The following is a 12,534-nucleotide window of genomic DNA, read 5'->3' on the forward strand; positions in this document are numbered from 1 at the left end:
CAAGGTGCTGGCTTTTACCCACCAAGGTCTACCTGCCTCTATCCAACCACGATAGATAATAGAAGGACTGGTAGCAGTTGCTGATATTAATCGATCGCCAACCCTAACAATCGATCACAATGCTCTCGTGCCCGATCGATTGTATTTATGTATTTGTATTTATGTATTTAACTTTCACGGCTATCTTACTCTCAATCGCAATCGGTTCTATCACTCGGCTTGTGCAAGTGATGGTGATGGCAAACAAGTGCAGCAATGGGTTCACCAGATTCTCTTGTGAGGTTGAAGGCGATCGACGATGGATTCGTTCACTCTAGATTTTGTGGTGCTTAATGACTTAACGGTTGATTCTAGCCTGTTGGGTTCGATCGCAACAGGTTCCTCATCCTGGAGAGGATCACGCCAATAGGTGATGGCATTAGTCAACAGTTGCAGCTCGGACCCAGGATAGTAAAAGCTGAGGATCTGCTCGCTTGACCAACCCAAATCTCCTAAATTATAGGCTCCAGTTTGGCTCATGCCCACACCATGCCCTAACCCACCACCTACAAAGGCATAACCCTTTAGAACAGGAGCCACAGATGGTTGGGCTGTTGGTTGGGGCGATGGGGTTGCTGTTGTGGAGCTACCTGCTGGACTTGTGGTTGGTAACGGTGTCGCACTAGGAGAACTGGTCGCTTGTGCGGGTTCAACGGCTGGCTTTTTGGCTTGAGGAGCGGAAGGTTGCTGATAGATGGGTTCTAGGTAAAAGAGGGTGCTGTTGGGAGCATAGAGCGCCCGCAAGATTTCGTCTTTCTCTAAAATTACTTGTCCTCGATCGGTGGTAATTGCAATGCGCTGCACCCGTCCGGCTGGCGATCGTTCCAGCACTTCCATCTGTTTCACCTGCGTAAAGTTAGCTAACGGATGCTTTTTACTCTGCAAATAGGCCTTCAAATCTCCGGCAATTTCAGTCAGGGGGCTTTCGATCCGCCAGCGGAACATATCCCAGCCCTCTTCATTAAAACCAGATTTGCGGTTAATAAACGCACGAAAATTCAGTTCTTCAGTCAACGGCTGGTTGGTAATATCCCAAACGTTTTGCACCGAATCAACAACAGCCCTAAGATAGGGGCGATCGCTACCATTCCAGACATCGCTAAAAGGGGCCGTAATACCGCCCGCTGTCGAAGAATACAGGGCATCCACCAACTCGTTTTGGTATGTAAGCACCTGCCCGCGAGTGGCTGCAATTGCCCGATCGGTGTCAGGAACGGCTCCATTCAACCCCCAGTAGACTTGGCATTGAGTATCGGCGCAAAGCTGATAGTTATCGATGGCAAACCGGCGCAGATTTCGCAATGCATAGGTGCGGGCAAGGATAGCTTGCGCTTCGATCGTCGTTTGAGGTGCACCAATGCCAATTTCGTGCGGCACCACGCCCCGCAAATAGGTTTCCAGTGGGACATGATTCACCAACGTATAGGTGCCATAAGCATTCGGCTGAAAGCTAAATGTACCACCATATAGCCGCCGCCCATGATCATCACGGTTTGAGATCACCTCCAACCGATCATTGACTGTGTCAATCGAGACCTCATCCGATTGCAGTTGCGCACCATTGACAGTAAATGAAGCTTGCGGTTCTTGCTGCTGCACGTGGGTATCGATGAAAGCAGTCCGCGATCCATTCGACTGCAAGTTCTGCATCAACAAGCGGCGCAACAATGGAGTGCCATAGGTTTCTCGCTTAGCCCAAACCTGCCATTGCCGAGGTTGAGCAATTTCCACTTCAATGCCCTGTTGTCGCCATTGATTGGCGCTATCTTCCGCACTTTCGAAACTGCGATGAGTACTTAAAACCAATCGCTCTGTCACTTTTGGTTCTGGCAATGGCTGCATTACCACATTCACCTTCACTTCGGTGCTAGTGGTCAGGGTTCGCTCTTGTTCGCCTTGCTTGAACTGCAATGTTATCTGATCGCCCGCTTCGGGTTTTAGGACTAGAGAATCACTAGCATTTGCGCCAAACCGCTGTACAACACCAACATCTATAGTTGGATTTAGTGGCCCTTCTTGAGCAAATCCTGGTGTAGCTAGGCTCACCAAACAGGCAGCCGCCAAAAAGGTACCCCAAGCGGCTTGAATGTTGGCTGAGGTGCTGAGCAAGGTAGGAAAAATCGTGTAGCGATCGCTCAATCTTTTAGTTTGAAGCATTCTCCGTACCGATGAAACTCCCCAAAGAGAGATTAAGAATCTAACGGCTAACAGTTTCCGATTATGGACGCTGACCAAGGAAATCGGCAAGGTTCTAAGTAAGTTTATGAAAACTTTACAGGGTTAGCTGGGTGAGTGACGCCAAAGCTAGTGACAAATCCGGGCGAGCAAGCACTGCCAAACCCTACTGTTGGCCAAGTCTATAGCCCTACAGCTTCTCTTGACCACGCAATTCAGAATACACCCTTACTTGCGGCAATACGGTCATGGTCGCGAGCATTGATACGTTGGATGGCATCAGCTATGGATTCGTTAGCCTCTTAGTGACCATGGGTTGGACACGGTGGAGCCGAAATCGATCGATCGAGCCAGCCACTGGCCTGCTGTAGACGGGCGAGGGCTTCTTCAGGGTGCTGATTCAGCAGATATACCAAGGCAATTGCTGCCTGTTCTGCCGCACGGGCATTACGATTTGCCTTGAGCCGATGCCAATCCCCTGGTGCAATGGCTAACCGTTCAGCGAGGGCTTGAGCTAGCTCGGCTGTTGATAGTTCTGCAATCGGTTTCTGGCTATTGGAACGGGTGAGAGGCGTTGCGAAATCAGAGGTTGGGGACATAGCTGAAAATTTAAAGCAAACTTTTCAAAAACGATGCAACTTGGCAATTCAACAGTCAATCAGGGAATGCTTGCTAGGGAATCCGATCTCTTCTGAGCGCTCGGTGCTTCATTTCTACTCTACGTTAACTTAACCCTATGAAACTGCCATCTTTTCCGCCGGCCCAACCCGATCGATCGGCAGGTGATTCTGCGTCGCTGTCCGCAACACCTCTTGAGTCTACCCCCAACATCGAAATTGGCGAAATTGACAAGATCGATCAGACCATACATGAGAGCATACATGAGCTTGAACAAGCCTTTCAACTCCTCAAAACCCGTCATGCCCAAATCCAGACCGATCGCCAGTGTCAGCAAATCCTCCGTGATCGCAAAGATCAGATCGAACAGCAGCTTCAGCACACTACCTCTGCACGGATACAACACCAACTGAAACAAGACTTGAAGCAAATTCGTCAGCAGCTTGAGACATTGGAAGTAGCATTGGAAAGCCAGTTGTTTTCCTGGACTGGACTCAAAGAAGTCTTTTGGCAAGCTGTGCGGTTTGGCGGACTTGGAATGATGATCGGATGGGTGCTGCGATCGTGGATGCGGTAGGAACTGGGGATTAGGGATTGGGAATTAGAACTAAAAACGCGGTGTACCACTTGATGTGCCACTTTCTGAAAAAGCATAGATCAATTCTGTATCGCCTTCATCCCCAGTCCTGCTCTCATGCGTGAGAGCAGGGAAACGATGCAAAAAATCTATGAAAAACAAAACCCCTGGGCGTCTGTCCGTGTTTCGACTCCAGGGGCTTGCTTTGTTTCGTTCCTCCTCACACATCCTTAATTTACGGCCCTTATCTGAGAGATAAATCTGATTTGGGACACTTCATAGAGTGGCACGATGTTGTATTTGCAAGAGGGGCTATGTTGCATGAATTCATGCTTATGAGAGAATTCGCTCAATTTCTAAATTGGATGCGATTTGAACCAATTTGTTGACGTCGGTTGGGTCTGCTAAGTAGGGCAGACAACCCAAAACGGGTTTATTCGTCAAAGCTTGAAGCAATTCAACAGCAGCCCAATCATCTCGATCGTTAGCATGGCAGGGCTGCACACAGTTCAACACAATTCCTTTTAGGTGAATGCGTGCATGACGGGCCAACGCGACATTAGCAACGGTTTGGGGAATAGCCCCAGGTAGGACGGGAACAACGAGTACAACCGGAATCCGCCAATCCCAGGCTAAATCAGCTAGGGTTGTTTCTGCGGTAATCGGAGATCCCAATCCACCCCATCCTTCCACCAACACAAACGATCGCTGTTGAGTCAGTTGCTCGAAGGCCCGCCAAAGGTACTCAAGTTCAATGCGACGGCCCTCTCGCTCGGCAGCGATAGGAGGGGCAAGCGAAGCAGCAAAGTGCAGCGGGTTGATGTCATCAGGAGTTTGATCCAGATTAAACAATTGGCTGTAAAGTTGGCGATCGCCGTCGGGATACTGATCTTGAGCGTATCCGCTTCCACACTGTACAGGCTTAAAAAGAGCCAAGCGCGACGGATGATACCGTTGCCAATAGGCAGCCAATGCACTGGTGAGTACGGTTTTGCCAACACCACTGTCTGTTCCTGCAATCAATAATGCGTCCAACTTAAACTCCCTTCTAGAGCGATCGAAAAAAAGCAAGCTATAATAGCTAAGGCAACGGGATGTAGCGCAGCTTGGTAGCGCGCCTGCTTTGGGAGCAGGATGTCGCAGGTTCAAATCCTGTCATCCCGACTTTAGATAATTTAATCGATTTTCCTCAACTTTGCGGGCTAGTCCGGCTGCGTTGTTTTATCCAAATTGTGATTGATGCGCTAAAACCGGGAACCTTAACGGTAGTTTAGGCACAAACACTCTATGGAACGACGTTTGAAACAGGCGGCAAACGGTCTCACCTCGTTGCTGTTGGCCTTGTCAGCATTGTCACTATCACCCATGGCGCCAATAGAACCAGCCCAAGCGAACCCGGTAGAAGCTCAACAGGTGACGGCTTGGCGTTCTGGTTTGCATCGATCGTACTGCAACAGTAATTGGACAGAAGCGATTAGCCTCGCTGGGGCAATGATGGGTAGTTCTGAAGTGACATCCAATGAGCGCTTGTGGCTATTTGTAGTGCGTCAAGATATGTTCAACTTTCAGCGAGGTGTTGCAGAATTTTCGGGATGTCAAGGCGGACGAGTGCTAGCGGGAATCACTGCCGATGCAACTCAAGCATTACAAGCATTAGTTGAATTTTCAGATTCTTCAGCGACAAGTTCTTCAGTCAATTGGGCAAGAGGGTTGACGGCTATCAGAGCCGATCGTCGCCAATCGACACCCTTGGCTAACGCCTCAACGACACCATCCTCTGTCAATCCAACCAGGATTGATCGGTCGGCTCAAACTCCGACAACTACTGATTGTCCAGCGAATTCTGAGGGAGACAGGCGTGTAGCAGACGGCTCAACGAGCAATCAATGGAATTATGAAATCTGGCGAAATACGAGTTCTCAGTTCTATGTGAGATATTGGCGGCAACATCAAACCTGTGCCCAGGCTAGAATCACTTCCGAACGTTACTCTACACAAAACGAGGCATGGCAAGCATTTAGACAGGCAATTCGGTTTGAAAATAACTAAAAAGGGCGCTTCACCAACGCCCTTCTTTTAAGAATAGGCTGGATCGATCATCTATGACTCGCCGCCAACTTCGATCGTTTCTTGCACCTCTAGCTGCCCATTGTCGTTAATCGTCCAGATATCGTAGGCTCCAACTACATCGCCTTGATCGTTAAAGTCAACGTTGCCGCTAGCTCCTTGATAGTTGATGTCTCGGCCTTCCCGCACCAACGCCAAGGCTTGGCACACATCCGTGACTTCTTCGCCAGGGGCATTGGCCACCTCGCGAATTTGATCCTTCAACGCAGATCCTGTATTTGCTTTGGCCGCTTCTGCGGCTAAAACCATTACGGCTGCTGCATCCCAAGAGTTCGGATCATACACATTCGGCTCGCGGTTGAATTTAGCATTGTAGGCGGACTTAAACGCCTCCAGTCCTGGACCAGTGGCACTTGGAGCCGTTCCTAACACTCCAGACACAATGTAGTTACCGTCCGCATCGCGTCCCACAAGCTCAGCCAGTTCATTAGTTTTCATCCCGTCGGTCAGCAGGATTTTGGTTTCTCCGTCTAGTAATCCTTGCTCGAAAGCGGATTTGAGAATGAGACTGCCAGTTTCAGGATACGCTACCAGCAAAACCCCGTCAGGATTGCCGCTAAAGGCTGCACTTAGCTCCGAGTCAAACGTTGTAGCATTTTCTGCATACAGGGTGGGGTTCGACTCATTCACCACGGTTCCTCCCTGGGCCTTAAATGCGTCCGTAAAGGCCTGCACTAATCCGTTCCCGTAATCATTGTTGATGGCAAACACGGCCACGTTCTGTAACCCTTGATCGCGCGCGAGTTGGGCCAACGCATCGCCTTGGAAACTGTCGGGAGGAGCCGTTCGGAACCAATAGCCATTGAACTCTCCCTTTTCTGCCCGAGCGGTAAACTCAGGACTGGTGCTAGACGGAGAAATTTGCACCACCTCATTACGAACGGCAATATCAACTGCTGCGCTAGAAACTGCACTACCTGCGGCTCCAACAACGCCTGCCACCTGATCTACTTCTGCGAGCTTGGTCATGCCAGAGGCCCCAGCCGCCGGATCGGTTTGATCGTCTTCGGAGATTAAGGTAACTTCGCTACCCAGCACCCCATCACACGCATTGACGCTTTCAACTAGTAGACTAACGCTGTCTTGCATCGTGGTGCCGTACTGAGCTAGATCGCCCGTAATGGGAAGCAACGTACCCAATTTCAGCGCTCCAGCCGCGGCTCCATCGCTGCTAGCTGTTGTCGTCGAAGTTGCATCAGAATTGGCAGGAGATTCAGTCGTGGTCTGTGTACCGCCACAAGCCGTTGTCAGCATCAATAGGGCGATCGCTCCTCCGGTTAGTTGCAATCGTCGGATTTTGCTCGTCGGTTGAGGGATTGACTGAGAAGCTTGGGGCTGAGAAGTTTGGCGGAATCGATCGAAATCGAATAGGTGTTTAAAGCAGTTCATACGGCAACCTAACTCAAAAAAATAAGCGTGTTACTGAAGTTGAAATTAAAACAAAGATTAGGCCTATAATCGCGCCAACTGTTGTGGAGAAGCAACAGGGTTGTTAAGGTTACATCAACTGAAATAACAGATCGCTGTGAAGACGTGACAAAATGACCTTTCACAGAACTGTGATCTGGTGTCTGTGTTGACTGGCTTGAGCCAAATCGTAGATTGGCAATTCAGCATAGCAACAATTCAATTATTTTGACGCTGCTCTGTATCGTTCAACTGCGGATGTTGCCCCTTCTGATAAAAAACTTTGAAGTTTCGCGGCTCGGATGGCTAGTTTTTGCTGATTGATGGGAAATGTCCGATCGCAAATGTACCTTGGGTATAAGGAACTATCGCTCGATCGAGCCAGTCAAGATTACCTACGACCAATTTGGTAGTTTTGTCGATGCGCAGCTAGATGTGTTTCATCGAACAAATCTAAACGGTTGCCTAACGCATTAATTTATGTAAATCTAGTCTGCTAGTCGCAGCGATTTATTCCACTGGCTGTTTAAGTGGGTTCAATCAGTAGTTTCAGTCAATTACCGCGAACCCTTCTGCTTCTCAGCTTGTCCTCATAAACCCACAACTTGAGTTGAAAGTGATAGCCTTTAGGCGAGCGATCTAAGTTGCAGTTTAAGTTAAGGTGAGTGGGCCAATATTCGACTGTTCAACGGTGGAGATCTATCCCACGAAAATGGTCTGCGATCGAATGAAGTGTTTGTTGATGGTTGGATTGAGTAATTGGGTTCAGTAGTTTTTCCGTCTGAGCAGATGACTCATTGCAAATGGCGTTAAGTGCGGATGATTTAGTTTCGTAGGAGTTTTTATGAAATCATTGATTCGCTGGAGTGCAACCCTTGCTCTCATTGGAAGTGTTCTGTTTGGTTCTCTCTTTGTTGGAGGCAGCAGAGTACTAGCTTTATCCGATGAAGAAGTGAAAGCCCGGTTGGAAACAGTTCCAGTTTTCACCCTAGTGGATGGTGAAGGTTCACTGGTTGTTGCAACTTTTTCAGAAGAAGAGAACGCACCGCCTGTTGCCACCGTATTTATTAGCCATACCAATGCTGAAAACTTTTTGCGCAACATGTCCAATACCGACCCACAGGCTGTAGAAGGTGTACGAATTGTGCCAATTTCGCTGGCACGGGTGTATGAAATTGCCCTGGATGGACAAAACGAAGAAAACCCGCTGCGAGTTGCGTTTATTCCTCAACGGCAAGAGGTGGAAGCGGCAGTTGCTATCTTAGAAGAGAGTGGTCAATCCGCTGAGAATTTTCAAGGTGTGCCGCTGTTTATTGCCAAATCGGGTGAGGGGGAAGAAGAAGCCCTGTTGACTGTGCGTCGAGGGGAAGAGGAAGTTATTCCTATGTACTTCAGCGAAGACGAACTGCAAGCAGCCTTGGCTGGACTGCGTGAAAGTCAACCGGAATTAGCAGAATCGGTTCGGATTGAAGTAGTGCCGCTCGATCGACTGATTGAGAACTTGCGCACGAGTGATAATCAGGAATTGAACCAGATTTACTTGGTGCCCCCTCAAGAAAGCATTGAATATATTCGATCGCTACAACAACAGGGTGGGCAACAACCAGCCCCACAGCAAGCCCCGGAACCAGCCCCACAGCAGTAGGGAGGCTGTCAGCGAATAGATCCAAGCGTTGAGTTGAGGGGCATGGTCGATCGTGCCCCTTATTGCTATGGTTTTGTGAGAATGGTTTGTAATTTCGGCTGTGTCCGGCTCACGGAACTCTATGCACCGCACTTCTCAAGGAGATCTTTGGCACTGGCGACAAACTGCACACCAGCAGGCGATCGCAGCAAACATACCACCCGTGGAAGTTGATTGGCTCTTGCAACACCTAACTGGTCTAGATCGGCTGAGGTTGCGCTTACTGTCTCCAGGTGATCCAACGGTGATTGACTTAAAGTACTCTCTCTACGAGCTAGATCAGCGTTGGCATCAGCGATTAAACGCTCGGACCCCTGTGCAATATTTAGTGGGTGCAACACCGTGGCGACGGTTTATGTTAAAGGTTTCGCCCGCGGTTTTAATTCCTCGACCGGAAACAGAATCGATCATTGATTTGGCGATCGACGCGGTGCAAACCCACTCAGAACTGGGGTACGGACACTGGGCGGATTTGGGAACAGGCAGTGGAGCGATTGCCTTGGGGTTGGCGGATGCATTTGCTGAAGCCATGATTCATGCTGTGGATTACAGCCCAGACGCCCTCGCGATTGCCAGGTTTAATGCTCAGCAGTCAGGATTCAGCGATCGCATTCGGTTCTATCAGGGCCATTGGTTTGAACCGTTGACCCAACTTCAGGGTCACTTGCGCGGGATGGTATCCAATCCGCCTTATATTCCCAGTGATATGGTGGCCAAGCTTCAGCCCGAAGTTGCAGATCATGAGCCTGCCTTAGCCCTAGACGGTGGAGCCGATGGATTAGATTGTATCCGTTACCTTGTTGCTGAAGCCCCAAATTATTTAGTGTCTGGGGGGGTATGGCTCATTGAGATGATGGTGGGGCAGGCAGAGAATGTGGTCAATCTGTTGCAGTCCCAAGGGTGTTATCGCGATGTGCACATCTATCCCGATCTGGCAGGGGTCGATCGATTTGCGTTGGCTTATCGGGTTTAAATGGCAAATGGCTATTTGAGACGGTTTCAAGCGGTGCGTTACTCTGTCATGGTAATAGGTAATGGGTAATGGGTAATGGGTAATGGGTAATTAAGTATGCCGGGGGTTTCCTTTTCTGAACTGGTTTCGGCGGCTCGATCGGGTGATCGGCTTGTTAGCTTTCCTACAGATACAGTTCCCGCTTTGGCAGTGCGGCCCGATCGATCGGCGTTGATTTTTGAGGCTAAGCAGCGGAGCCACACTAAGCCGTTGATTCTCATGGCGGCGACGGCGGATGATTTATGGCCCTACGTGCAAGGCAGTGATGCAGAGTTCAATCTTTGGCAACAGGTGGCGGCTACTTATTGGCCGGGAGCACTCACCTTGGTATTGCCCGCTAGCGATCGACTGCCGCCTGAGATGAATCCTACTGATCCGACGACTATCGGCATCCGAGTTCCCAACCATGCGATCGCTCGACATATCTTGGCTCAAACTCGACCGTTGGCAACGACAAGCGTGAATCGATCGGGTCAGCCACCCCTAGAAACCCTAACGGATATCAACGCTGAATTTCCAGAGGTACTGACTCTACGATCTGACGAGTTAGCAGAATTGGAGCGCACCCTGATGTTGGAAACCCAGCCAAGTTCTCGCCTACCTTCTACCGTTGCTAAATGGACATCGACAGGATGGGAAATTCTACGACAGGGAACGGTCAGGTTAGAAGGATGAGCTTGAGCCACGTAGGACGGCACTGCTTACCGGATTCAACAGGATTTTCGCTAGAACGTTGGACAATGGGTATTAGCGCATCACCAGTGGTGAATCGAGCGTCAAATCTAGATCCACCGCCGGATTAATCGAAATTAGGGTGATTCGATCGCGTCCCAGAAATAGTCCTGCCAACCCTCCAAGGGCTGCTCCCCCTAGCACTTCTTCGGTGGCAATGGCGCGATCGCCTGTTACTGCGGCTACGCCAGCGGCCGCCCCTGCTCCAAGAGCCGCCCCTGCCAAAATTTCACCGACGTTAGCGCCTCGAGTAATTCTGCGAGTGGTGGTGACAGTTCCCGATGTCGCGCTCATCGGCATTCGAGTTCTGTCGGTGAGCACCAACTCTTTGGCATAGAAGCGAGCACCCGTCCCACCATCTACGGTGCGTAACTCGCCTACAATTTGGCTACCAGCAGGAATTAGCAAGCGATCGCCTTGACCCCGGATGTTACGTGCCACCGTTAGTGTCACTGGTACAGGTTCTGGTTCTTCTGTTGAAATAAAGATTCTCTCTGCCTCATCATAGCGAACCGTAATTACAGTTCCTGCGGGAAGCTCCGCCATGTTGGTTGGCGGTGTCGGTGTAGAGGCTTGATTGCCAACAATATAAGGCGAATTAATGGCCGCCACATTGCCAGAACTAACCAAGGCTTGATAGATAAAGGCTGCAACTTCAGCACGGGTGGCCGATCGATTGGGGTTCAAAAAGCGAACATCTGGATAGTTCACGACAATTTGGCGATCGGTAGCCGCCGCGACGCTGGGGCGGGCCCAGTCGGGAATTGCGCTAGCATCGGCATAGGCTTGCAAAGTACCATTCACGGAACCAGCCGTCGAATACCCCAATCCGTTGGCTAGCGATACTAATACCTGTGCCCGAGGGATGTTCTCATCGGGACGGAATACATTATTAGGATATCCTGATAAAAAGCCCATTGTGTAAGCTTCTCGAATGGCATCAGCCGCCCAATAATTAGCCGGAACATCGACAAACCGTGTCGAGCCTCGAACGGCAGACCGGCGAAAGGCTTGGCGTACCATGGCTGCAAACTGGGCCCGCGTCACTGAATCATTAGGACGAAACGATCCATCGGGAAATCCGCTAATGACACCGCGATTGGCTAACTCTTGAATGAATTCTCTTGCCCAATAATCTGAAGAGATATCTGAAAAGGTGCTTTGTGCCTGCGCTGGAGCCTGAACTACTATCAAGGGAGCCGCTGCCCCTGCCATTAACGTCAGCGCAGTAAACAAGGCAGTGCCAGACTGCCAGGAACGGAAACTAGACATAATCGTCCTCTTTAGATGCTATGAAATGGCTTGCTGTGGAACTTAATATTCCCTATATCGCTCAGGATGGAAACGTCCTGTAGACGACTGAGTTTCATCCAAGGGTTAATCTATGCACCGCAATTAGAGGGAATATTGCAAAGTTCTAACGCGCTAGCTTACTTGACTATTGAGTCATTCTCTGAGTTCCCGATTCATGCCCCGCAATTCTCATCTTTCCTCATCGTCGTATCAAAATCTGTAACCCTGTCAGTGCCAGGAGACGTTTCATCCTACTCTAAGGTAGACAGCTCCTCATGCACCTCATGTATGGGAAGAAGCAGCCGCCCCGATTGGCTGCTTTTTTATTGGAATTGCTCCTTAGCAAGTGGCTGACGTTGGGTCGATCGCCTTTCACTGATTGGGTTTCGAGAACAAGTTTCGAGAACAAAATTAAGTTATAGATTTAGGTTCGGGTGGATGGTGGCTGCCCAGCCCGTTGCCAACCCCAGTAACGAAAATGTGCTCAAAATTAGCAACGCCTGCACTCGAGTAAATCCAGCATTTTGTAGATCAAGGCGCGCCAGAATTTCAGCGGCAATCAGGACAAAAAAGTAACCAAAGATCCGGAACCATACCAACACGATCGTCACGCCCAAGGACGCCACAATAATCAGCGTGAAGTAGCCAATATCGGACTTCAACCAAGCTTTGATCAAGGCTTTCAGTCCATCAAACAGGGTGGTGAGCAGTAAGGCTTGCAACAACGTGAAGGCTAAGACCAACGACCAAGCCAGCCAAGTGGCAGTTGATTGAATCAAAAACCAACTGAAGCTGGTATAGGCTGCAAACAGAATTGCCAGAGAAAGCCAGGGTAACCGTTTCACAGAAGAGAGTGATAGAACTGAAAGC

Annotated in this window: 11 protein-coding genes and 1 tRNA gene; 6 read left to right on the plus strand and 6 right to left on the minus strand. The window is 49.7% G+C overall.

Going from position 1 to position 12,534, the window contains the following annotated elements; translation table 11 throughout:
- Nucleotides 1-261 precede the first annotated feature (261 nt).
- Together OXH18_RS11720 and OXH18_RS11725 are read right to left on the minus strand one after the other, a co-directional pair.
- The gene (locus OXH18_RS11720) at nucleotides 262-2,196 is read right to left on the minus strand and encodes a SpoIID/LytB domain-containing protein (protein ID WP_268612963.1); all 1,935 of its coding nucleotides are present in this window, start codon (nucleotides 2,194-2,196) and stop codon (nucleotides 262-264) included.
- A 320-nt stretch (nucleotides 2,197-2,516) separates the two neighbouring features.
- Nucleotides 2,517-2,813 (minus strand): DUF6439 family protein, encoded by a 297-nt coding sequence (locus tag OXH18_RS11725; protein ID WP_268612964.1) that lies wholly within the window; start codon nucleotides 2,811-2,813, stop codon nucleotides 2,517-2,519.
- Nucleotides 2,814-2,950: 137 nt separating this feature from the next.
- Between OXH18_RS11725 and OXH18_RS11730 the strand changes: the two genes are divergently transcribed.
- Nucleotides 2,951-3,409, plus strand: a complete 459-nt coding sequence (locus OXH18_RS11730; protein ID WP_268612965.1) for a hypothetical protein — start codon at nucleotides 2,951-2,953, stop codon at nucleotides 3,407-3,409.
- 333 nt (nucleotides 3,410-3,742) lie between these two features.
- On the opposite strand, the gene bioD is transcribed toward OXH18_RS11730, so the two are convergent.
- Nucleotides 3,743-4,444, minus strand: coding sequence for a dethiobiotin synthase (gene bioD, locus OXH18_RS11735; protein ID WP_268612966.1), 702 nt, complete (start codon nucleotides 4,442-4,444; stop codon nucleotides 3,743-3,745).
- A gap of 55 nt (nucleotides 4,445-4,499) precedes the next feature.
- On the opposite strand from bioD, the gene OXH18_RS11740 reads away from it, so the two are divergent.
- Together OXH18_RS11740 and OXH18_RS11745 are read left to right on the plus strand one after the other, a co-directional pair.
- Nucleotides 4,500-4,573, plus strand: a tRNA-Pro gene (locus OXH18_RS11740).
- A gap of 123 nt (nucleotides 4,574-4,696) precedes the next feature.
- Nucleotides 4,697-5,458, plus strand: a complete 762-nt coding sequence (locus tag OXH18_RS11745) for a hypothetical protein (protein ID WP_268612967.1) — start codon at nucleotides 4,697-4,699, stop codon at nucleotides 5,456-5,458.
- A 51-nt stretch (nucleotides 5,459-5,509) separates the two neighbouring features.
- On the opposite strand, the gene OXH18_RS11750 is transcribed toward OXH18_RS11745, so the two are convergent.
- On the minus strand, nucleotides 5,510-6,790 hold the full coding sequence (locus tag OXH18_RS11750; protein WP_390904391.1) for an ABC transporter substrate-binding protein: 1,281 nt from the start codon (nucleotides 6,788-6,790) through the stop codon (nucleotides 5,510-5,512).
- 997 nt (nucleotides 6,791-7,787) lie between these two features.
- Here OXH18_RS11750 and OXH18_RS11755 point away from each other — a divergent pair.
- The 3 genes from OXH18_RS11755 (at nucleotide 7,788) to OXH18_RS11765 (ending at nucleotide 10,314) form a co-directional block, all read left to right on the plus strand.
- The gene (locus OXH18_RS11755) at nucleotides 7,788-8,588 is read left to right on the plus strand and encodes a Tic22 family protein (protein WP_268612969.1); all 801 of its coding nucleotides are present in this window, start codon (nucleotides 7,788-7,790) and stop codon (nucleotides 8,586-8,588) included.
- A gap of 121 nt (nucleotides 8,589-8,709) precedes the next feature.
- Nucleotides 8,710-9,600: a peptide chain release factor N(5)-glutamine methyltransferase gene (prmC, locus tag OXH18_RS11760; protein WP_268612970.1), complete on the plus strand. Its 891-nt coding sequence runs from the start codon at nucleotides 8,710-8,712 to the stop codon at nucleotides 9,598-9,600.
- A 96-nt stretch (nucleotides 9,601-9,696) separates the two neighbouring features.
- Entirely contained in the window at nucleotides 9,697-10,314 is a 618-nt protein-coding gene (locus tag OXH18_RS11765) for an L-threonylcarbamoyladenylate synthase (protein WP_268612971.1), read from the plus strand.
- Nucleotides 10,315-10,386: 72 nt separating this feature from the next.
- On the opposite strand, the gene OXH18_RS11770 is transcribed toward OXH18_RS11765, so the two are convergent.
- The gene (locus tag OXH18_RS11770; protein WP_268612972.1) at nucleotides 10,387-11,643 is read right to left on the minus strand and encodes an S-layer homology domain-containing protein; all 1,257 of its coding nucleotides are present in this window, start codon (nucleotides 11,641-11,643) and stop codon (nucleotides 10,387-10,389) included.
- A gap of 437 nt (nucleotides 11,644-12,080) precedes the next feature.
- On the minus strand, nucleotides 12,081-12,509 hold the full coding sequence (locus OXH18_RS11775; protein ID WP_268612973.1) for a hypothetical protein: 429 nt from the start codon (nucleotides 12,507-12,509) through the stop codon (nucleotides 12,081-12,083).
- Nucleotides 12,510-12,534: the final 25 nt, after the last annotated feature.

Origin of the sequence: Thermocoleostomius sinensis A174, from assembly GCF_026802175.1 — a bacterium.
Taxonomy (GTDB): domain Bacteria; phylum Cyanobacteriota; class Cyanobacteriia; order Elainellales; family Elainellaceae; genus Thermocoleostomius; species Thermocoleostomius sinensis.

Coding starts and splice junctions, on each gene's coding strand:
- prmC (WP_268612970.1), top strand. CDS start 8,710: ATGCACCGCACTTCTCAAGGAGATCTTTGGCACTGGCGACAAACTGCA.
- OXH18_RS11725 (WP_268612964.1), bottom strand. CDS start 2,813: ATGTCCCCAACCTCTGATTTCGCAACGCCTCTCACCCGTTCCAATAGC.
- OXH18_RS11720 (WP_268612963.1), bottom strand. CDS start 2,196: ATGCTTCAAACTAAAAGATTGAGCGATCGCTACACGATTTTTCCTACC.
- OXH18_RS11770 (WP_268612972.1), bottom strand. CDS start 11,643: ATGTCTAGTTTCCGTTCCTGGCAGTCTGGCACTGCCTTGTTTACTGCG.
- OXH18_RS11755 (WP_268612969.1), top strand. CDS start 7,788: ATGAAATCATTGATTCGCTGGAGTGCAACCCTTGCTCTCATTGGAAGT.
- OXH18_RS11765 (WP_268612971.1), top strand. CDS start 9,697: ATGCCGGGGGTTTCCTTTTCTGAACTGGTTTCGGCGGCTCGATCGGGT.
- OXH18_RS11730 (WP_268612965.1), top strand. CDS start 2,951: ATGAAACTGCCATCTTTTCCGCCGGCCCAACCCGATCGATCGGCAGGT.
- OXH18_RS11750 (WP_390904391.1), bottom strand. CDS start 6,790: ATGCTGACAACGGCTTGTGGCGGTACACAGACCACGACTGAATCTCCT.
- OXH18_RS11745 (WP_268612967.1), top strand. CDS start 4,697: ATGGAACGACGTTTGAAACAGGCGGCAAACGGTCTCACCTCGTTGCTG.